Source organism: Tractidigestivibacter sp. (assembly GCF_057241865.1).
Map to the genome: position 1 here is coordinate 1 of NZ_DBHHPX010000002.1, position 19,289 is coordinate 19,289.

The window sequence follows — 19,289 nt, forward strand, 5'->3', positions numbered from 1 at the left end:
CGACCGTCGTCGGCTGCGCCCCAGCCCTCAAGAGCCAACCCAGACTGTAATGGGGAGACATCATGGATAGTGAAGCCATTTGCGTAGGGGCTGCTTCTGCGCTTCGTTTTTGGCGTCTGACGCGCTCTGTGGGTGAGGCTGCGAAGGATGATGCGGAATGGGCCTTTGGCGCGCGTTCGATTGGAAAGGCCGAGAGGGTGACGAGGGCCCGTAACCTGTGTCGCTGCGAGGGCGACGAACCGTTGGATTTGGTGGGTGGTGGAGCTTTTGAATTCTGCTACGCCGATCGTACGCGTATCCAAAAGTGGCGTGCCCCGCTTGGCACAAATCAGCTCGCTAACGTCGGGGACGGCATCTACATGTGCCGGCCGGCCGTGGCGATTGCTCAGCTGGGTAGCAGCCTCGATGCTATTGCCTTGGCCCAGGCGGCATGTGAGCTCATGGGGACATATGGTCTCGCACCTTGGACAGACGAGGGCGTAGTGTGGGACGTTGACCCCATCACAAGCATTGCGGAATGCAGCGAATACGCAGCAGCGGCTCGGGCGCTTCGCGTTCGCGGCGCTACGAACGCCTTCGAGGCGCTGTCGATTGCGGCTCCCAGCTCCAACTCTCCTCGAGAAACCGACATTGCCATCTACTTCCTGCTTGGCAGGACAAGGGGTGGGGCTGGGCTTGGCGGGTTTGCCATGAACCAGAGGATTGCCGTACCCAGAGAGTGCTGGTCCCTGGCGGGCCAGCAGGTAATAAAGCCGGATTTCTGCTGGCAGGAGGTCAAGGTGGTCTGTGAGTACGACAGCGATTTGGACCACCTCAATTCCCGGCAGAAAACCAAGGACGAGCGTCGCCGGGTAACGTTGGAAGCCATGGGCTACAAGGTAATGACGCTGACCAATGGAATCTTGCAAAGCGACGAGGCGCTCAATGCCTTTACTGCCGAGCTTGAACAGCAGCTTGGAATTCGCCGCCAGTCCATGAACGCGCGAATGTTACGTCGGCGAGGCGATTTACGTGAGCGCCTGTTCGGCGCGTTCGCGCGCTAACGACGGCCTCGTCCTGACGCACCGTCCCGTTACCCGTCGGGATTCCCTCGCTGCGCTTCCATGGGTGCGTGGGTTCCAGCTGATGCACAAAAACGCTCTATCGACGGGGTATTTCGACTCGCGTGCACAAAAACGGCCTATTGCGGGGCACTTCGTGGTATCAACATCAAGGATGCAACTATATTATCCACAATAACGAATATATATGATTTAATATGCAAACACATGAAATATTAGTTCAATAGTTGATTCTGTGGTCACAATAAGACCCCGCGATAGGCCGTTTTTGTGCACGGCCACCTCAAATTCCCAGCGATAGAGCGTTTTTGTGCAGCGTACTGAAGCTGACGCCGCCAGGCGGGATTTTGCGGCTGTCGGTGGCCCCAGCCAACGGGCGCGTCGATGGTCCACAACAGGGTTTTGAGACCGAGAGATTTCGACAGCTCGGGCCCGCTCGTGTGCGGGCGCGTTTCATATTAGAATTACTCCACCAGATGAATGCCGGTGCCGCGCGTCGACATGCCGAACTCTACCAAGGAGGCTGCGCATCAGCGCATGGACATAGCCTTATCGATTCTCGTCACGTTTCTGCTCACGGTTGTGAACGGGTACTTCTCGATGTCGGAGATGGCGCTTTCCACCGCCCGGAAGGTGCTGCTTGATCACGATGCCGAAGAGGGTGACGCTCGGGCAGTGACTGCGGCAGGCATGATCGAGGACCCCACACAGTTTCTTGCCGCTATCCAGGTTGCCATTACACTCGTTGGGTTCTTCTCGTCTGCGTTCGCCGCTATCAGCCTCTCCGAGCCGTTCGGCACCTGGCTATCCGGCTTTGGCATGGATCTTGGTCTCGCAAACGGCCTAGCAACGGTACTCATTACCCTCATAGTCTCGTACTTCTCCATCGTGGTGGGCGAGCTCGTGCCCAAGCGCATCGCCATGGCCGATGCCGAGGGCGTCTCCAAGCGCGTCGCGGGCTTTCTGCGTGGTTTCTCGCATGCCGTTAAGCCGCTGGTTTGGCTTACCTCTGCTAGCGCCAACGGACTCGCGCGTCTCCTGCACGTGAAGTCCACGGAGGACCGCCAAGAGGTCTCGGAGGACGAGATCAAGTACATGGTTAAGGACTCCGACGAGCTCTCCGACGAGGAGAAGTCGATGATTCACGAGGTCATCGACCTGGGTGACACCATTGCTCGCGAGGTCATGGTGCCTCGCGTGGACATGTGCGCCATGCGCGAGGACGCCACCCTGAACGAGGTCCTCTCCGTCATGCGTCGCACCGGCTTTAGCCGCATTCCCATCTATCGGGGCAACGTTGACCGCATCGCGGGTGTCGCACACATCAAGGACCTCATCTCGCCCATCATCGACGACGGCCTTGGTAACGAGAAAATCTCACGCCACATGCGCACGCCGGACTTCGTGCCCGACACAAAAGACATCATCCCGCTTCTCTCCGAGATGCAGTCGAGCCACGACCAGATGGTCATCGTGGTTGACGAGTATGGCGGTACGGCCGGTGTCATTACGATTGAGGACATCGTTGAAGAGATCGTCGGCGAAATCGAGGACGAGTTCGACCCCGACAACAAGTACCTCACCAAGCTCTCCGATCGCGAGTGGCTGGTCGACGGTCGCTTTTCGCTGGATGATGCCATCGACCTTGGCTGGCCGGTTGAGGACAACGAGGAATACGAGACCATTGCCGGCTTCATCACCGACATGGCCGACAAGCTCCCGCGTCCCGGTGACGTAATCACCAAGGACGGCTACACCTTCCGCGTGCAGTCCATGCGCGGCCGCCGTGTGGCCATGCTGCGCGTGACGGCGCCGGAGCCTGCAAGCGAGGAGGAGCCTGCCGCCAGTGACAGCCAGCCCAAGGCAGACGAGCAGGGCAAAGCCACAGCAGCTCCCGAGATGCCCCCCGAGAGCCAGGGTACGTCCGCGTCCCGTCAGCCCGTCGCGACAAAAGGCGACATCGTTAAATTGCGTGAAGAGTCGCAACATAAAGACGACCCGGGCGAATCGCGCGGCAAAGAAGGGGAACAAGGCGCCTAGGGAGCGATGTTTGGCTGCGCCACGCCCGCGCTTCTTTCCGCGCTGCTGTCGGTATGTGCCGTCTGGCTACGCGCAAAAGGTTCAAACTGGGTTTTAACTACAATGGTACCTAGAACAGACCGCCATCCGCGTATGCGGGCGAAGAGAAGGGGAGCCGTACGATGGCCCAGCTCGTGCAAATCAAAGAGGTCACGGTAGGGCCGAAGGACCTCGACGCCCTCGTGGAGATTGCCCCCAATGCCCCGCTTATGACCAGCGAGGACATCGAGGCAACCGCGCGCATTGCCCGGCTCATGCCCGAGCTGGCAGATCACGTGTGCACGGGTGATGCCGGCCGACTCTTCCGCGATTCCATGGGTCACACCGAGCTCGCGCACCTGCTCGAGCACATAACGGTCGAGCTTCTCGCCCGCACAAACATCGCCGGAGACATCACCTGCGGCCGTACCTATCCCGTTGCCGACAACGAGCGCGCCTTTGACGTAGTGTTCCCGTGCCCCGACGACGTCTTGGTGACCTCGGCGCTTTCGAGTGCCGTATGGATCATGCAGTGGGCCTTCACGGGCGGTGGCGAGCCTCAGCCCGACGTCGACGCTATCGTAGGCGGCATCGTTGATCTGGTCCAAAGCGTCTCTGAGCCTGTCCAAGGCGAAGAAGAGCCCACCGAGCAGGGCGTCACTCAGGAGGAGCGGCGGGAGCCGGTCGCCGAGAATGACACGCTACTCGCCGAGGAGGCTCCGATTGCAGAAGAGCCGGCTGCCGCCACGGCACCTGCGCCCCCCGCAAGCCTCGAGCCCACGTCCGCATCGCCCGCCGAAAAACCCGCGCAAGATGCGTCTGCCGTGGCAAACGAGAGTCTTGGCGAGCCAGATGACGTTGCCGAGGATTCCCAGCCAGGGCCAGGGGTTTCCCAGGCCCCGGTACCCGACGACGGCGATTGGGACATGACGAACATGCCGCGTCCGCGTCCGGTGAGGTAGTTCTCTCAGGTAGGTGTTTCGCTCGCGCCACGTAATGGCCAAACTTGCAGGTGGAAGCAAGAGGGTCGCATCTGCGTCCCGCAACGACAGGAGGATGTCATGAGCAAGACCGCTAGTTTCGTCCTTGGCAGCATCATCGGTGCTGCTGCAGGCGTCGTCGCTGGCATGATGCTGGCCCCTCGCCCCGGCGCGGAGAGCCGTGCCATGGCCGCCGACGCGCTAAACGACACGTGGGACTCTGCCGTTGACGCCTACGAGCGTGGCGCCCGCGGTGTCTCTGATCGTCTCGGCGACGTGCGTCCCGGCGTCGATGCAAAGACCGACGAGCTCCGTGCCAAGGTCGATCTGGCCCGCGAGCGCATGGACCAGCTCCGTGACTCGCTTTCCAATGCCGTCTCCACCACGTCCGCGCAGGTCTCCGATGCCGTGAGCACCGTGACCGACCGCGTCTCGAGCATGGCTGGCAATGCCGCGGCAGCAAACGAGTCTGCAGCACAATCCGTGCACGTCGAGGTCGTCGACAACGCCGAGAAGCCCGCAGAGTAAACGTCCTTCTCACTGTGGTTTTCACAAGGGTGTCGCTAAGGGTGCATGTTGCGGCGGGGTGCCAAGCGGTGCCCCGCTGCATTGCTTGATGCGCCTTCGGGCAGGGTGGCGCGATCGCTGAGAGCTCCGCACCAAAGCGGTAGGGGGGAGATGCCGTGACTAAAATCAACGACATGCAGGGAAAGAAGGTCTTCGTCACCAAGAAGGCCCGTCCCAAGAAGTCAAGAAAGAGCGAGAAGGCCTCCGTAGGGGAAAGAAATGGGGTGCGCCTCTCCAAGCTCGGCAAGATCCGCATGGCGGTATTCGCGCCCGACGGCCGCTCCATGGTGGGCTATCTGGTGGCCCGTCCCGACATCGCGGGCATGGTCAAGCGCGAGGATGCCTTTGTCGCCTTTGACTCGCTCGTCCCCTGTGAGAGGGGCTTTCGCACGGTCGACGAGGAGGGCGCCTTCGATGACAAGGCGCGTGAGCGCCTGGGTGTCGACTGGGACTCCTGCATCATGTGGGCGGGCATGGATGCTCGCACCGAGTCGGGTCGCGAGCTGGGATACGTGGGGGATGTGGAGTTCGACGAGAAGACAGGCAAGGTAATCAAGTTCCTGGTGAGCGACGGCGGCATGGCCACCGCGCTCGTGGGCTCCATCGAGATCCCGCCTAGCATGCTGGTGGGCTACTCCAAAGGCCATATGATCGTGAGGGATGAGGCTGCCAGGCTGGGGTTCAACGGCGGGCTTGCTGCCAAGGCCGGCGAAGCCACGGCAAAGGCCAAGATTCGCGGCGCAGAGCTTGGCGAGAAGGCCGGCAAAGCCACCAGCGAGGCTGTCGACAAGGGTTCGTTTGCACTGGGCAAAGCGCTTGGCAAGGCAAGGCGTGCCATAGACGATGCCCGTGCCGAGGGCGAGGAAGAGCGCGCCCGCGAGGAAGCCGAGGAGCTACGCAAGGCTGCCGAGAAGAACCAGCTCCCCACCACCGAAGCCGCTGACGTTCGCGTTTCGGAGCCTGTGGTCGCGCTCAATGCCAGCGCCGAGGAGCGAGCGGCCACGTCGTCGACGCCTAGGACCTATGCCGTAAAGAGATCCGTTGCAGGCGGCTCGGCCAAGCCAGCTGCCAAGACCGCTGCAAGGCCGGCTGCTGCCAAAGCCAAAAAGCCTGCCGCGGAACGCAAGGCCGGGGACGAGGCCGCGCGCGCCCTAGGCCGCGGCCTCAACAGCATGGGAAAGATGTTCGGCTCGTTTAAGGACGAGTTCGACAAGGCGAGCAAGTAGGGGCTGTCGTGGGCCGGCCCGCTGCGAAAACCCCACTACCACCGGTAGTCGGGTCTGCAAAGGGAGAGGAGACCAGACTTACATGAGCGTCGAGGAATTCTTCGACCGCGTCATATCGGTGAGGCTGCCAGAGGACCGTGAGTCCCTGGACATCATCGACCAGACGCTGCTTCCCGGCACCGTGAAGCGCATCAGTCTTCGTACCAAGGAGGAACTCTGGGAAGCCATCAAGAAGCTCCGCGTCCGTGGGGCACCTGCCATCGGTGTTGCCGCGGCCGAGGGCCTCGCTGTTCTCGCCAACAAGATCGATGCCTCAGACCCGCAGGAGTTCTATCGCCAGCTCAAGGAGATTTCGGACTACCTGGCATCCTCGCGTCCCACGGCTGTTAACCTCTTCTGGGCCCTCAACCGCATGGACGAGTTCTGCCGCGCCCACCTTGACCTGCCTGTTGACCAGCTCAAGCAGGAGCTCTTCGAGGAGTCCCTCCGCATTCGCGAGGAGGACGTGCAGATTAGCCGCAGCATCGGCTCCATCGGCTTCGAGGTCATGCAGCAGGTGAGAAAGCCCAGTCAGCCTGTGGGCATCCTCACCCACTGCAATGCAGGCACGCTGGCCACCGCCAAGTACGGCACGGCCACGGCCCCCATGTACATGGCGCTCGAGCAGGGCTGGGCCGGCACCGACATGCACGTCTACTGCGACGAGACCAGGCCGCTTCTCCAGGGCGCGCGCCTCACGTCCTTCGAACTCTACAACGCAGGCATCACAACCACCCTCCAGTGCGACAACATGGTTTCGATGCTTATGCAACAGGGGCGCATCGACGTGGTCTTTGTTGGCTGCGACCGCGTGGCCGCCAACGGAGACGCCGCGAACAAGATTGGCACCTCGGGCGTCGCGATTCTCGCCAGGCACTATGGCGTGCCCTTCTACGTGTGCGCCCCCAGCTCGACCATCGACCACAACACTCCAACCGGCGCACAGATTCCCATCGAGATGCGCGACCCAGACGAGGTCACCGAGATGTGGTACGAGGAGCGCATGGCACCCAAGGGCGTGGACGTCTTCAACCCCGCGTTCGACGTGACCGACCACAGTCTCATCACGGGCATCATTACCGAGAACGGACTGCTTACGGCACCGTACGAGCTGTAGCCTCGGTGTCAACCGACACCGAAGGGCCATTTTTCGCGCGCGGCCGTATCCTTTATCCGGGTGCCCCTACACGCCCATCGCCTGCAGCACGAACATGATGACCGTGAGCACAATAACCACGACAATGGTGAACCACGTGAGGCCCGTCCACACGCGACCGTTCACGTACTGCCCCATCACGCGCTTGTCGCTTGCGATGAGCACCATGCACACCATGAGCACCGGCAGCAGCACGCCATTGATGACCTGTGCCAGCATCATGACGCCAAAGAGGTCAACGTTGGGGATGAGCACGATTGCCGCGGAGAGGATCGTGATGCCAGTGATGATGCCATGATACGCCGGCGCCTCGTTCCAGCTGCGGTCCACGCCGCGCTCCCAGCCAAAGGCCTCGCACACGGCGCTCGCGGTGATGCCGGGCAGCACGCACGCCGCCAGGAACGACGCGCCCGCAAGGCCGGCCGCGAAGAGCGCGGACGCATACTGGCCGGCAAGCGGTACGAGCGCCTGCGCCGCATCGGCCGCGCTGCTCACGGTGACGCCTGCCGGGTAGAGCACGGTGCCGGTCGTAAGGACGATGAACCAGGTGGTGACCTCGGCGGCAATCACGCCGGAGATGTTGTCGGCGCGCTGCCCGGGAATGTCGGAGCCCTTGAGGTTCTTCTCGACTACGTTGGAACTCACCATGAACAGCATGTACGGCGAGATGGTGGTGCCGACGTTGGCCACCAGCAGCGACACATAGCCGGGGTCGTTCGAGAACTGCGGGACCACCGTGTCCCTAAGCGCCAGACCCCAATCGGGGTTGGAGATGATGCCGCTCACGATGTAGGTGAGAAACACGCACGAGAGCGCCAATAGAATCTTCTCGACGCGGTGGTATGACCCGCTCTGCGTGAGAAGCCAGGTGGCAATGCCCGCGATAGGTACGCTCACCTGCAGCGGAATGCCAAAGAGCTCCATGCTCGACGCGATGCCGGCAAACTCCGAGAGGGTCACGGTAAAGTTAGAGACAATGAGAGCGAGCATGGCAACGGCCGAGACGCGCACGCCAAACTGCTCGCGGATGAGCGCCGCGAATCCCTTGCCCGTGGCGCACCCCATGCGTGCGGCCGTCTCCTGCGCCACGATGAGCAGGACGCACATGAGTGGCACGGTCCAAAGCATGCCGTAGCCGTAGGTGGCACCGGTCGAGGAGTACGTAGCGATGCCGCCGGCGTCATTGCCGGCCATTGCGGTGAGAAGCCCCGGTCCCATGGCGGCGAGAATCGCAAGGCGTCCAGCCCCCCTGGCGGTCTTTGCCGTAGCGTTCTTTGCCTCTGCCATGGGCGGCCTACCCCAAAACGATTCCGGTCGACCCGGCCACGGCGATGGCGATGGAAAATACCACGGCAGCGACAATCATCGAGACAACGGCAAGCGCGAAGCCCGAGGTCTCCTGGTTGCGCTTGTCTCGCGCGCGAAGGACCGAAAGGTAGATGGGCGTAAGAGCAAACGAGACAAGCATCGAGACTGCAGCCGCGCCAAAGCCAAGCCCGAGCGCGTGCGCCAGCGCGGCCCCTGACGCATCCGGTAGCGCGAGGGTCGTAAAGGCCATCACCAGAAGCGTGCAGATAAGGGCAAAGACAAAGCCGGTACCAATGCTGCGCAGGGCAAACCCCAGCGCGGATGGCACGTCCTCATCGTCCGGGTCGTTCTCCAGGAAGAAGTTAGTGACGTAGCTCACGGAGTCGTCGGCCACAACGAGCGCGAGCGGCATTGCCGCGCAGGCGAGAAGCGCTGCGGTGAACGTGTCGTTGTCGGCCCTAAACGCAAGGGAGATGAGCGCCGTTGCGAGGACCCAGAAGAAGAACCAGGCGTTGCGGCGTAGGAGCCACACCAGGTCGTGTGCATGCTCGGTGCCATTCGCGTCGGAGCTGGCACCGCCTGCGATCTGCAGGTCCTCGGCGTGCTCCTCCTCCAAAACGTCCAGTGCGTCGTCGACGGTTACGATGCCCAGGAGCTTTCCCTCGTCCGAGACGACGGGCATGGCAAGCAGGTTATACTTGGCGATGTCCTGCGCGACGTCCTCCTGGTCGTCCTCGGGCTTCGCCGTCTTGAGTTCCTTGGTGGCAATGTCATCGAGGCGGGTGTCGGGGTCAGAGACAATGAGCCTGCCCAGCGTGACCACACCGGAGAGCTTGTCATCTTCATCGGTGAGATAGACGTAGCGCACACTCTCGAAGTCCTCGTCCAGATTGCGCAGGCGCTTGGCGGCGTCGGATACGGTCTTGCCCTCGGGAAGCGAGACGACCTTGGAGGTCATGATGCGGCCAGCGGTGCTCTCGCGGTAGCCAAGCAGCTGGCGAATGGCCTTCTCCTCATTGACGCCCATGAGCTTGAGGAGCTTCTCAGCCTTGTCGTAGTCAAGCTCCGAGACAAGCTCGGCTGCATCGTCCGGGTCCATCTCGGAAAGGATGCGCGACGCATCTGCCTCGTCCATACTGCCCATGAGCTGCGCCGCCATCTTGTCGTCGCCCAACTCGGCCATGGCACCGGCGCGCTGCTCGTCATCCAGCTGGGCAAAGACCTGTCCGCGCAGGCGCGGGTCAAGGCGCTCGATGATGTCTGCGATGTCGGCAGGGTGCATGTTATCGAGGGTCTTGTGCGAGACCGAGAGCTTGACGTCGGAGAGGTCGCGCTCCACGAGGTCCATGTAGCTCCAGGCGATGATCTTCTCGGGCAGCTGCTTGCCGAAGGTGTGGGTGATGCGCAACGCGAGCCTCTCGATGCCGGGGGAGAGCGAACGGAGGATGCCGCGAATGCCAACCTCGGCGCCAAGGAGTCGCAGCTGGGTGGAGTTGGTATCCGAGAGCTTGAGGTCGTTTACGCGCACCACACGCATGCCGCGGGTATCGACAATCTGCTTGTTGAGAATATCGCGCGCGAGAAGGACCTCGTTGGGCTGCAGGTAGGAGAAGCGGATGTCGGTGGCGACGACCTTGAGGTGAACCTCGTGCTCGTCGTAGGTGTCGACGTACTTGCGCCAGCTGATCATGAACGGCGTGTGGCCGGGACCCATGAATGCAAGGCTGGTGACGCGAGGAAAGACTTCGCCGGTGGCGATGCCCAGGTCAGAAACGGTACCAATCTTCTCGCCGTTGAGGTCGAGAACCGGGTTTCCCAGAAGCTGGGAGAGATAAATCATGCGTGCTCCTTTTCTGCCGGCGCGTGCCAGGAAAAGACTGCACGCGTGACATATGTGGTGGAACGGCACCCCATGCGGCGGGCTGCCAGTAGCACGCCGGAGGGGTCATCGACTGTGAGGTCGGGGTTTCATGGAAGCCTTTCTCTTTGACCTTTGATGACCACGCGAGTGATACGCACCCCCGCGCACAGGCCATTGTACACGAGGGCCTGCTGCAAGGGTTCGCAGGGTTCGCTGGGTTTGCATAACAATTCGCTTATCTCCATGTTAGGGAAAATGCCACGGTGGAGAGGGGCCTTGGGACGCCGTGCCAAACGCACCGCGAGAGAAAGGCGCCGGTGGGGCAGCGTGACCCCACCGGCGCCAGAGCCCGCGTTTCTCAGCGAGACTAGAACTTGACCTGCGGCGCCTGACGCGTGGCCTCGGACTGCACCTCGAAGCCCTGGCGCTCCTTAAACTTGGAGCCAGCCACAACGTTGCCAGGGAACGTCTCGATGGCGTTGTTGTACTCGAGCACGCAGTCGTTGAAGCTCATGCGTGCGTAGCTGATCTTGTTCTCGGTGTCAGACAGCTCGGACTGCAGCTGCTGGAAGTTGGTGTTTGCCTTGAGGTCGGGGTAGGCCTCAGAGACAGCGAAGAGCGACTTCAGCGTGTCGGAGAGCACGTTGGAGGCAGCCATCTTCTCCTCGGGCGTCCTTGCAGACATGACGGCCGCGCGTGCCTGGGTGACGGCCGCAAGCGTGCCGGACTCGTGCGCCGCATAGCCCTTGACGGTCTCGACCAGGTTGGGAATGAGGTCATTCCTGCGCTGCAGCTGCGCGTCGATGGTCTGCCAGGCATTGTCGCAGCGGTTGTCCTTTCGGACGATGCCGTTGTAGATGCTCACAAACCAGGCAACGAGAACGACGACGATAACGATGACGATAATAGCGACGATCATGTGGAGCTCCCTCCAAGCGGGCGGGCCGTAGCGGACTTCCCAAAGACGCGAGCGGCATGCGATGCGCCATGCGGGACGCACGAGGCGGAGGGGGAGGGATTCGAACCCTCGAGACGCGATGCGCCCGGCGGTTTTCAAGACCGCTGCATTCAACCACTCTGCCACCCCTCCGTGGGTGCGTGGATATATCCTAACGCATACGCTGGGCAAGTTGGGCCAACGAGTAGGTGAGAAGGGCGAGCGATGGGCCAGGCCAATCAGGACAGGACGGTTGATATCACGACGGACGATCTCCGCTTCATGCGGCTTGCCCTTGAAGAGGCCGATGCCGCTGCAAATGATGGCGAGGTACCGATAGGTGCCGTGGTGGTCTGCGACGGTCAGGTGGTCTCTTGTGCGCATAACCGTCGCGAGCAGGATGCAGACCCTGCTGCGCACGCCGAGTTTCTCGCCATGGAGGAGGCTGCCCGCGCACTGGGCCGTTGGCGGCTCTCTGGGTGCACCGTTTACGTGACGCTTGAGCCCTGCCTCATGTGCGCAGGCCTCATGGTGAATGCCCGTGTTGACCGCTGCGTGTACGGCGCGCCTGACCCCAAGGGAGGCGCGCTGGGCACGCTCTTCGACGTGAGCCGCGACGCACGGCTCAACCATGCGTTTGAGGTGACGTCGGGCGTGCTTGCGGACGAGGCGGCAGAACGGCTGCGCTCGTTCTTCCGGGCGCAGCGGAAGGGCAGGGGGTAGGTGTGGCGGTCATTCTCGGCTGTGCCATCGGCAAGTGTAAGACGGTGCAAGTTCGTGCAAGACGGTATAAAATCGTGTGAGACAGTACAAGTTCGTGCAAGACGGTGCGAAATCGTAGAGAGGCCGTGTCCCAATGAACCCCTTCAAACCCACTGCCGGCAAAATGCCGCCCATCCTTATTGGTAGGGAGTCAGTCATCCGCGACTTTGAGGAGGCCCTGGATAACGGAGCCGGGGCGCCTGGGCGGCTGATGCTCATCTCTGGACAACGCGGGTTTGGCAAGACCGTCATGCTCACCGAGCTAGGCCGCATTGCGAAAAAGCACGATTGGGCCGTGGTGTCCGATACTGCATCTGATGGCCTGTGTGAGCGGCTGGTGGCTGCCCTTTCCTCGGGTGGTCCGCGGTTTGGCGGTGCCACGCTCAACCCCTCTGTGGGGGTTGGGGGAATGGTCTCTGCAAGCCTGGGCAGTATCAGCATCTCGCCCAACAGCACGGCCCTTACGCTGAGAGAGGCAATAGAAGCCAAGCTCAAGCGCATGCCAGACGGCAAGGGGGTCCTTTTCACCATCGACGAGGCGCAGGCGGCTTCGGAGGAGGACCTTGTCGCTGTGGCCACGGCCATCCAGCACGTCCTGAGAGACGAGGACATGCGCGATGTGCCAGATGCAAGGAAGCACGGTGTGGCGTTCGTGTTTGCCGCGCTGCCCTCGATGATAGACGAGGTGCTCAACAACAAGGTCCTCACCTTCTTGCGCCGCAGCCAGCAGCGGATGCTGGCAGAAGTTCCTCTCGCCGACGTTCGTGCCGCATATGTGGATGTGGTCAGGGAATCCGGCAAGCACATTAGTCAGGAGGATGCACTGGCCGCGGCGCGGGCGGCTGCTGGATACCCCTATATGGTCCAGCTCGTTGGCTACTACATGTGGCAGTCTGCAGAGCGCAGGGGCTCCTCGCTCATCGAACGATCCGATGTCGAGCGTGGGGCTGATGACGCCGTGCTAGCGTTTGGCGAAGCGGTTTGTGCGCCAATCATGGATGGGCTCACTCCAGCGCAGCGGGAGTTTGTGAAGGCGGTTGCTGCCGACTCGCCAGATCCTGCAGCCGTGGCAGACATTGCTCGCCGGTGTAACAGGAGCTCAAGCTGGGTGAGCAAATATCGGGCAAGCCTCATCAAGGAGCACGTTGTCGAGGCTGCCGGCAAGGGCTATGTGCGCCTGTCGACGCCACATATGGCGGACTACCTTCGAGGGTCCTCGTGGTAGCGGGGCCCAGCCCCGTGCCCTAGACTACCTGGAACACAAAGAAGTCCAGGTAGTGGGTCTCGGGGACACCCCAAAGGATGGGGTGGTCTGGAGCCTGCTGGCGCTCCTCAACCTGGCGCAGCTGGACGTTGGCGTCGTGCGCTGCCTCGGCGATGGCGCGGGCGAGAAGGTCGCGCGTCATGAAGTGGCTGCAGCTGCACGTTGCGAGGTAGCCACCACGCGGCAGGAGCCGCATGGCCAGTTCGTTGATCTCGCGGTAGCCGCGGGCCGCATGGACAACGGTGCCACGGCTCTTGGTGAAGGCCGGCGGGTCTAGGACGATAAGGTCGAAGGGTCCGCCCTCCTCGCGCAGGCGCTTCTTGTCAGAGGCAAGCGCTGGCAGGTACTCCAGTACATTTGCGCAGGTGAAGTCCATCTTTGGATCAAAGCCGTTGAGGCGGGCGTTCTCGCGTGCGAGGGCGATTGCCGTCTGGCTTACGTCGACCTCTCGCACGAACGCGGCACCCCCTGCCGCTGCGTTGAGGCCAAATGGGCCCACGTGGCAGAAGCAGTCAAGCACACGTCGGCCGTAGGCCAGCCTGCGCACGGCGCGCCTGTTGTACTTCTGGTCGAGAAAGAAGCCGGTCTTCTGGCTGTTCTCGAGGTCGAGGTCGTAGGCAATGCCGTTCTCGCGCGCAATCACGCGGGTGGCCTCTGGCGCGGTACAGCCGTTCTCGACCCACCAGCCCTTCTCCTGCGCGAGCCCCTCCTTGAGGCGCGATGGGGCGTCGTTTCTCTCGTAGATGCCACGGATGTCCTGGCCGTCGGTGCGCAGCACATCAAGGAGCAGCGGGTAGAGCGTGGAGCGAAGCTGCTGCATGCCAACGGTTCCCACCTGCGAGACCAGCACGTCTTCGTAGCGGTCGACAACAAGACCCGGGAAGCCGTCCGCCTCCGAGAAGAGCATGCGGCAGCAGTTGGTGTCTGGCTCGCAGCCGGGCAGCGAACACGGGCCCATGGTGGTCTTGCGATAGTCCCAGGCCCACTGGATCTTGCGGGCCCAGAATGCTTCGTCGATGCGGTCGTTGGCGTTTCGGCTCACCACGCGCACGCGGATTTTGCTCCGCTCGGAGAGAAGGCCCACTCCCTGCCAGGTGCCGTTCTCCTCGACCACGTCCACCACGTCACCGTTGTGCGTCGACCTCCCGCCTGCGCGCGACGGCTCAACACGGAGGACCTCGCCCTCGAAGACCCAGGGGTGTCCGCCGGCAAGGGCGCGTGCTGCCTTTCTCGTGATGACGACCTGCGGGTATGGGCGCTGCTGCTTCATGGGGATCCCTCTTGTGGCTTGTGGTCAGACCCGCCCATTATCCCGCAGGCTACGCCGGGCGAGAAGGGCGGGCGGATGCCTGATGGTCACCGTGGCCGAGTCGCGGTACCCTCGATTCTCCACATATCGCTGGTCGGTTATGTGGGTACAATATAAGTGCACCAGCGATGTCCGTTCCGGGTGAACGGTGAGGCGGGCAGCGCCCGGTGTTTCGATTAGAAAGCCCGGTTGCCGCCGGGCTTTCCTCATCACCTTGCGCTATCCGTTGTGATGCTTATGCTCCTTTACCATCTCCCTCACCTCCCCGGCCATGTTGAGGGCGGATTGGGCGATGCTCGCGACAAGCGCGAGGGCTTGCAGGACTTCAAGGACGAAGCTCATGTCCATAGGCGTTGCCTCCATCTCTGGGGACGCCGCCCACATCCGGACATCGCTGGTGCATAAAAAAGTATCTCAGATATGGAACTGTGCAAGAGGCGGCGGTCGGTGGCGGTACCCCCGCGCGCTCGTTAACGGCTTGCCTCAAAAAAGCGCACTATTCCGTAAGCAACCCCGCGCCTAGAAGTGTCGCCCGTATCGTCCGCCGCCAAAGCCGCGTCCACGGGCCTTCGATCCAGAGAACATCGTTCGCGTGGGCTTGGTGGTGGAGCGCCCGGGCTGGGGAATAATGCGGCCTTCGTCATAGGCAAAGTCGGGCAGGTCCCACGTGGGCACGAGCTTCTTGGTGAAGTATTCGATCTCGCGCAGGGGGCTTACCTCGTCGGGTGCCATAAATGTGTAGGCATGCCCCGTTGCCCCGGCGCGACCGGTGCGGCCAATGCGGTGTACGTAGTCCTCGGGGTCCATGGGAACGTCGAAGTTGACCACCGCGTCGATACCCTCGACATCGATGCCGCGGCTCATCACGTCTGTGGCGACAAGCACCTGGACCTTGCCCTCGCGGAACCGCTCGAGGGCCTTCTCGCGCGCCTTCTGCGGGCGGTCCGCATGCATCACGTCCACCTTGAGCCCGGCGTGCTTGAGAATCCTCGAGACGTCGTCCACGCGGTGCTTGGTGCGGCAGAAGACCAACACGCGCTCCGGCTGCACGCCGGCATCGCCGCCGGTCTTGATGAGTGCCTCGAGGAGCTGGGTCTTCTGCCCCTGCGTCACCGGGCAGAGATGCTCCTCCACGGTGTCAGCGGTCTGGCCCACGCGTGCGATCTCCACGTGGGCAGGGTCTCTCAGCAAGGCGTCGATGGTGCTCTTGATGCTTGGCGGGATGGTTGCCGAGAAGAGCAGCGTCTGGTGCCTCTCGGGCAGGGCGTGCATGATGCGGCGCACGCTGGGCCAGAAGCCCATGTCGAGCATCCGGTCGGCCTCGTCGAGTACGAGCACCTGCACCTTCGAGAGGCTCACGTGATTGTGCTCCATAAGGTCAAGCAGGCGCCCGGGCGTGGCAACCAGAAGGTCACAGCCCTTCTCGAGCTGGACGATCTGCCGGTTGAACTTGGCACCACCCATCACGATGACTGCGCGCTGGCCCGTCTTCTTGCACACCTCGCCCGCCACGCTGTCAACCTGTGCGGCAAGCTCGCGCGTGGGGGTCACTACCAGGGCGAGCGGCTCCTTGCTGGGGGCCTTCTGACCCTGGATGAGCTGGAGCGTGGGCAGGGCGAAGGCCGCGGTCTTACCGGTTCCCGTCTGCGCGGACGCAACCACATCGCGTCCCTCGAGGACAATGGGGATAGCCTGCGCCTGGACAGGGGTGGGGGTCTTAAAGCCAAGGGCGTCTACCCCGGCAAGAATCTGCTCGTTTAGCCCGAGCTCGGCAAATGGCGTATTCATGGTGCTCAGTATGGGGCATGTACGTGCGCTTTTCCACCATCACAACAATATTGCCGCATGAGACGAGGGGACTGTCCCCTTGTCTCATGCGGGTATACTGTTGGCTTGCGAGTGGGTGTCGGAGGGATTCTGCGTGGGCAATGGCTGGAAACAGGGTGTGCTAACGGTATCGCTGATGCGGCGAATGCGTTAGCGGCGCGCGCCGCTTGCTTCACGCCCATCATCACCAGCCAAGGAGACGCACATGCCCATTAACATTCCAGACGGCCTTCCAGCCAAGAAAATCCTGCACGAGGAGCGCATCTTTGCCCTCGAGGAAGAGGTCGCCGAGCGACAGGAGATTCGTCCACTGAGGGTGGCAATCCTCAACCTCATGCCCACCAAGATCGAGACCGAGACCCAGATTCTGCGCCTCATCTCCAAGTCCCCGCTACAGGTGAGCTGTGACTTTATGCGCGTCTCCACCCATAAGGCCACGCATGTCTCGCAGAACCATCTCGTGAAGTTCTACGACACCTTTGATTCGTTTGCCGATAAGAACTACGACGGTTTTATCATCACGGGCGCCCCGGTCGAGCAGATGGACTTCGAAGACGTCGACTACTGGGACGAGCTCTGCAAGATCATCGACTGGTCACAGGAGCACGTGCTCTCAACCATGTATCTGTGCTGGGGCGCGATGGCCGGCCTCTGGCACCTGTATCGCATCCCCAAGAAGCAACTCGGCGCCAAGATCTTTGGCGTCTTTCCACAGCGCCTGTGCGACGAGTACAACTTTCTCACAAACGGCTTTGACGAGGTGCACTACATGCCGCACTCGCGCCACGCGGCCATCGATACCAATGAGCTTGCCCGCCACCCCGAGCTGCGCGTGCTCTCGGAGGGGTTCACCAGCGGTCCGGCCCTCATCGCCGCCGCCGACTTCCACGAGATCTACGTGACGGGTCACTTCGAGTATGGCCGTGACACGCTCTCCGACGAGTTCTGGCGCGACTTCCACAAGGGGCTGCCCATCCGCCTGCCCGAGAACTACTTCCCGGATGACAACCCCGAGGGCCAGCCCATCTTCACGTGGCGTGCGCACGCAAACCTGCTCTACCGCAACTGGCTCAACTGGGTCTACCAGATGACCCCCTACGACCTCGACCTCATCCCCCAGACCATCCGCCAGCTCCATGCGGACTCTGACGGCATGGTCGACAAGTTCTGATGTCGGAGGAGAAGGAGGTGGGACAGGTGCGCCTCACGGCAGAGCTCCTCGAGCAGCTGCTGGCGTCGGCGACGCCCGAGCAGTACCTTGCGCGCGCAAACCTGGAGGAGCGCTCGCTCTCGGAGTACGCTGAGACCATGCGGGAGTTGCACGGCCTCAAGAAGTCGCAGGTCATACGTGCGTCCGGACTCAATCCCACGTTCTGCTACCAGATCTTCGAGGGCTCGCGTCGCCCCGGACGCGACAGCGCGATCATGCTGGCGTTTGGGCTGGGCTGCTCGCTCGTGGAGACGCAGCGCCTGCTGCGACTTTCCGGTGCCTCCGAGCTGTGGTCGCGTAACCGTCGCGATGCCATCATCATCTTCTGCCTCGAGCATGGCATGGGCCGCGCCCAGACTGATGACGAGCTGTGGCGTCTAGGCGAGAAGACCCTGCTCGACGGGGAGGCCTAGGTGGGCGCGCCTGCAGACGAGCGGCTCATGGCCGCACTCGAGAAGGACGAGGCATACCGCGTGGAGCGCGTGCTCGCGAGCTCGGAGGCTGGGTCGACCGAGGTCGTGAGCCGGACGGGCGCCGGCCACGCGGGTGAGGACCCCCTGGTGCGCAAGCGCATCAAGCGCGGGGTCGCGAACGCGGAGGTCTTCTCGCATCTCCAATCCGTCGGCGATGTGCACCTCCCGCGCGTGGTCGAGACATACGACCTACCCGACCAGCTGGTTGTTGTTCGCGAGTACGTCTATGGGGCCTCGCTCGCGGCATGCGTGGCCGAGGCGGGGCGCATGGGCGAGACCGCGGCCGCCCGCACGGTCGCCGACGTGTGCGACGCGGTTGCCGCCCTCCACGAGCGGGGCATCGTTCACCGCGACGTGTCGCCAAAGAACGTGATTCTCTCCCCTCGAGGGGCCGTCCTCATCGACCTGGGCATAGCCAGGACCTACGTCGAGGGTGCCCAGCGCGACACCACGCGGCTGGGCACCTGGGGCTTTGCGTCTCCCGAGCAGTACGGCTTCGCGCAGACCGACGGCCGCTCCGACGTCTACTCGGTGGGTTGCCTTCTCGGCTACATGCTCACGGGCCTCACGCCGGACGCCGACGGATACGCCGCCGCGCTTGCTGACGACGGTGTCGTGCGGCCCGAGCTGCGGCGCATTGTTGAGAAAGCCTGCCGCTTCGAGCCGAGTGACCGCTATCAGAGCGCACGAGCGCTCAGGGAAGCCGTGCTCTCGGTGGTTCCGGGCGCGGCTCTGGCGAGCGCCGCCGACGTCTCCGGTGGCAAGGCCGAGAGGCACGAGAAGGTCCCCCGTCAGCTGGTCAAGCCAGCGCAGATGCGGGAGGCGTTCCTTTCGGCGGGCGCGGGGCCGCGGCTGCTCGCGGGGGCCCTTGTGGTTCTCGGATTGCTCGTCGGTCTCCTCTTTGCATACTCGGCGTTCTATACCGGCAATGCCATGGTGGGCAACCATCCCGTTGAGTCTGCGCTGCTCATCCTGGGGGTTGGCGCCTATCTGGTGCTTCTCGCGATGGAGGAGCTGCCGGCGGCGCTGCTGGGTGCGGGCCCGTATGCTGCCATGAGGTTCAAGCGTGGCTTTTCCCGTGTTGGCCTCCTGGTGAAGCGCACACTCATGGGCCTGGGTGCGCTTGCTGTGCTCTGCGTGCTCCTTTCGCTGGTCGTGGCGATGACTCCCGCGGGCTAGCCCGAGCTTCTTGCCGGTGCCTGCCGCGTCTTTTAGCAGCAAGCTAATGAAAGACGTCCTGCGTTTTGTCAC

The 19,289-nt window shown here is 62.7% G+C and carries 17 protein-coding genes and 1 tRNA gene; 11 read left to right on the plus strand and 7 right to left on the minus strand.

Annotated elements, in window-relative coordinates:
* Window positions 1–482: 482 nt before the first annotated feature.
* The 6 genes from ACO59D_RS00945 to mtnA all read left to right on the plus strand — a co-directional run bounded on the left by ACO59D_RS00945 (window position 483) and on the right by mtnA (window position 7,048).
* Window positions 483–1,043, plus strand: a complete 561-nt coding sequence (locus ACO59D_RS00945) for a DUF559 domain-containing protein (protein ID WP_485125389.1) — start codon at window positions 483–485, stop codon at window positions 1,041–1,043.
* A gap of 555 nt (window positions 1,044–1,598) precedes the next feature.
* Window positions 1,599–3,101: a hemolysin family protein gene (locus ACO59D_RS00950; protein ID WP_485125390.1), complete on the plus strand. Its 1,503-nt coding sequence runs from the start codon at window positions 1,599–1,601 to the stop codon at window positions 3,099–3,101.
* Between the two features lie 161 nt (window positions 3,102–3,262).
* Window positions 3,263–4,081: a cyanophycin synthetase family protein gene (locus ACO59D_RS00955; protein ID WP_485125391.1), complete on the plus strand. Its 819-nt coding sequence runs from the start codon at window positions 3,263–3,265 to the stop codon at window positions 4,079–4,081.
* Window positions 4,082–4,180: 99 nt separating this feature from the next.
* On the plus strand, window positions 4,181–4,627 hold the full coding sequence (locus tag ACO59D_RS00960; protein ID WP_130811545.1) for a YtxH domain-containing protein: 447 nt from the start codon (window positions 4,181–4,183) through the stop codon (window positions 4,625–4,627).
* 155 nt (window positions 4,628–4,782) lie between these two features.
* Window positions 4,783–5,892, plus strand: coding sequence for a PRC-barrel domain-containing protein (locus ACO59D_RS00965; RefSeq protein ID WP_485125392.1), 1,110 nt, complete (start codon window positions 4,783–4,785; stop codon window positions 5,890–5,892).
* Window positions 5,893–5,974: 82 nt separating this feature from the next.
* Entirely contained in the window at window positions 5,975–7,048 is a 1,074-nt protein-coding gene (gene mtnA, locus ACO59D_RS00970) for an S-methyl-5-thioribose-1-phosphate isomerase (RefSeq protein WP_485125393.1), read from the plus strand.
* A 66-nt stretch (window positions 7,049–7,114) separates the two neighbouring features.
* On the opposite strand, the gene ACO59D_RS00975 is transcribed toward mtnA, so the two are convergent.
* The 4 genes from ACO59D_RS00975 to ACO59D_RS00990 all read right to left on the minus strand — a co-directional run bounded on the left by ACO59D_RS00975 (window position 7,115) and on the right by ACO59D_RS00990 (window position 11,346).
* Window positions 7,115–8,374 carry an Nramp family divalent metal transporter gene (locus ACO59D_RS00975; protein ID WP_485125394.1) on the minus strand — a complete coding sequence of 420 codons (1,260 nt, stop codon included), beginning with the start codon at window positions 8,372–8,374 and terminating at the stop codon, window positions 7,115–7,117.
* 7 nt (window positions 8,375–8,381) lie between these two features.
* Entirely contained in the window at window positions 8,382–10,235 is a 1,854-nt protein-coding gene (locus ACO59D_RS00980; RefSeq protein ID WP_485125395.1) for a magnesium transporter, read from the minus strand.
* 388 nt (window positions 10,236–10,623) lie between these two features.
* Window positions 10,624–11,175 (minus strand): LemA family protein, encoded by a 552-nt coding sequence (locus ACO59D_RS00985; RefSeq protein ID WP_485125396.1) that lies wholly within the window; start codon window positions 11,173–11,175, stop codon window positions 10,624–10,626.
* Window positions 11,176–11,260: 85 nt separating this feature from the next.
* A tRNA-Ser gene (locus ACO59D_RS00990) sits at window positions 11,261–11,346 on the minus strand.
* 72 nt (window positions 11,347–11,418) lie between these two features.
* On the opposite strand from ACO59D_RS00990, the gene tadA reads away from it, so the two are divergent.
* Both tadA and ACO59D_RS01000 read left to right on the plus strand, forming a co-directional pair.
* The gene (gene tadA / locus ACO59D_RS00995; protein WP_485125397.1) at window positions 11,419–11,916 is read left to right on the plus strand and encodes a tRNA adenosine(34) deaminase TadA; all 498 of its coding nucleotides are present in this window, start codon (window positions 11,419–11,421) and stop codon (window positions 11,914–11,916) included.
* A gap of 133 nt (window positions 11,917–12,049) precedes the next feature.
* Complete coding sequence (locus ACO59D_RS01000; RefSeq protein WP_485125398.1) at window positions 12,050–13,180, plus strand: AAA family ATPase; 1,131 nt, start codon at window positions 12,050–12,052, stop codon at window positions 13,178–13,180.
* 19 nt (window positions 13,181–13,199) lie between these two features.
* On the opposite strand, the gene ACO59D_RS01005 is transcribed toward ACO59D_RS01000, so the two are convergent.
* The 3 genes from ACO59D_RS01005 to ACO59D_RS01015 all read right to left on the minus strand — a co-directional run bounded on the left by ACO59D_RS01005 (window position 13,200) and on the right by ACO59D_RS01015 (window position 16,316).
* On the minus strand, window positions 13,200–14,489 hold the full coding sequence (locus ACO59D_RS01005; RefSeq protein ID WP_485125399.1) for a class I SAM-dependent rRNA methyltransferase: 1,290 nt from the start codon (window positions 14,487–14,489) through the stop codon (window positions 13,200–13,202).
* A 258-nt stretch (window positions 14,490–14,747) separates the two neighbouring features.
* Window positions 14,748–14,876, minus strand: coding sequence for a hypothetical protein (locus ACO59D_RS01010; RefSeq protein ID WP_485125400.1), 129 nt, complete (start codon window positions 14,874–14,876; stop codon window positions 14,748–14,750).
* Window positions 14,877–15,047: 171 nt separating this feature from the next.
* A complete protein-coding gene (locus ACO59D_RS01015) occupies window positions 15,048–16,316 on the minus strand; it encodes a DEAD/DEAH box helicase (RefSeq protein ID WP_485125401.1) in 1,269 nt (422 codons plus the stop codon).
* A gap of 244 nt (window positions 16,317–16,560) precedes the next feature.
* Here ACO59D_RS01015 and ACO59D_RS01020 point away from each other — a divergent pair, with 244 nt between their 5' ends.
* Genes ACO59D_RS01020 through ACO59D_RS01030 form a run of 3 tightly spaced genes read left to right on the plus strand, consistent with a single transcriptional unit; the run spans window position 16,561 to window position 19,217 of the window.
* The gene (locus ACO59D_RS01020; RefSeq protein WP_130811555.1) at window positions 16,561–17,526 is read left to right on the plus strand and encodes a homoserine O-succinyltransferase; all 966 of its coding nucleotides are present in this window, start codon (window positions 16,561–16,563) and stop codon (window positions 17,524–17,526) included.
* Window positions 17,526–17,978, plus strand: coding sequence for an XRE family transcriptional regulator (locus ACO59D_RS01025; RefSeq protein WP_130811556.1), 453 nt, complete (start codon window positions 17,526–17,528; stop codon window positions 17,976–17,978). The genes ACO59D_RS01020 and ACO59D_RS01025 overlap by 1 nt, the downstream gene beginning before the upstream one ends.
* Window positions 17,979–19,217 (plus strand): serine/threonine-protein kinase, encoded by a 1,239-nt coding sequence (locus tag ACO59D_RS01030; RefSeq protein ID WP_485125402.1) that lies wholly within the window; start codon window positions 17,979–17,981, stop codon window positions 19,215–19,217.
* The last annotated feature ends 72 nt before the right edge of the window (window positions 19,218–19,289 follow it).

Excerpts from the sequence above, each read along its gene's own strand:
- tadA (WP_485125397.1), top strand. The coding sequence starts at position 11,419 with ATGGGCCAGGCCAATCAGGACAGGACGGTTGATATCACGACGGACGAT.
- ACO59D_RS00960 (WP_130811545.1), top strand. The coding sequence starts at position 4,181 with ATGAGCAAGACCGCTAGTTTCGTCCTTGGCAGCATCATCGGTGCTGCT.
- ACO59D_RS01015 (WP_485125401.1), bottom strand. The coding sequence starts at position 16,316 with ATGAATACGCCATTTGCCGAGCTCGGGCTAAACGAGCAGATTCTTGCC.
- ACO59D_RS01025 (WP_130811556.1), top strand. The coding sequence starts at position 17,526 with ATGTCGGAGGAGAAGGAGGTGGGACAGGTGCGCCTCACGGCAGAGCTC.
- ACO59D_RS00980 (WP_485125395.1), bottom strand. The coding sequence starts at position 10,235 with ATGATTTATCTCTCCCAGCTTCTGGGAAACCCGGTTCTCGACCTCAAC.
- ACO59D_RS00950 (WP_485125390.1), top strand. The coding sequence starts at position 1,599 with ATGGACATAGCCTTATCGATTCTCGTCACGTTTCTGCTCACGGTTGTG.
- ACO59D_RS00975 (WP_485125394.1), bottom strand. The coding sequence starts at position 8,374 with ATGGCAGAGGCAAAGAACGCTACGGCAAAGACCGCCAGGGGGGCTGGA.
- ACO59D_RS01000 (WP_485125398.1), top strand. The coding sequence starts at position 12,050 with ATGAACCCCTTCAAACCCACTGCCGGCAAAATGCCGCCCATCCTTATT.
- ACO59D_RS01020 (WP_130811555.1), top strand. The coding sequence starts at position 16,561 with ATGCCCATTAACATTCCAGACGGCCTTCCAGCCAAGAAAATCCTGCAC.
- ACO59D_RS01010 (WP_485125400.1), bottom strand. The coding sequence starts at position 14,876 with ATGGACATGAGCTTCGTCCTTGAAGTCCTGCAAGCCCTCGCGCTTGTC.
- ACO59D_RS01005 (WP_485125399.1), bottom strand. The coding sequence starts at position 14,489 with ATGAAGCAGCAGCGCCCATACCCGCAGGTCGTCATCACGAGAAAGGCA.
- ACO59D_RS00955 (WP_485125391.1), top strand. The coding sequence starts at position 3,263 with ATGGCCCAGCTCGTGCAAATCAAAGAGGTCACGGTAGGGCCGAAGGAC.
- ACO59D_RS00985 (WP_485125396.1), bottom strand. The coding sequence starts at position 11,175 with ATGATCGTCGCTATTATCGTCATCGTTATCGTCGTCGTTCTCGTTGCC.
- mtnA (WP_485125393.1), top strand. The coding sequence starts at position 5,975 with ATGAGCGTCGAGGAATTCTTCGACCGCGTCATATCGGTGAGGCTGCCA.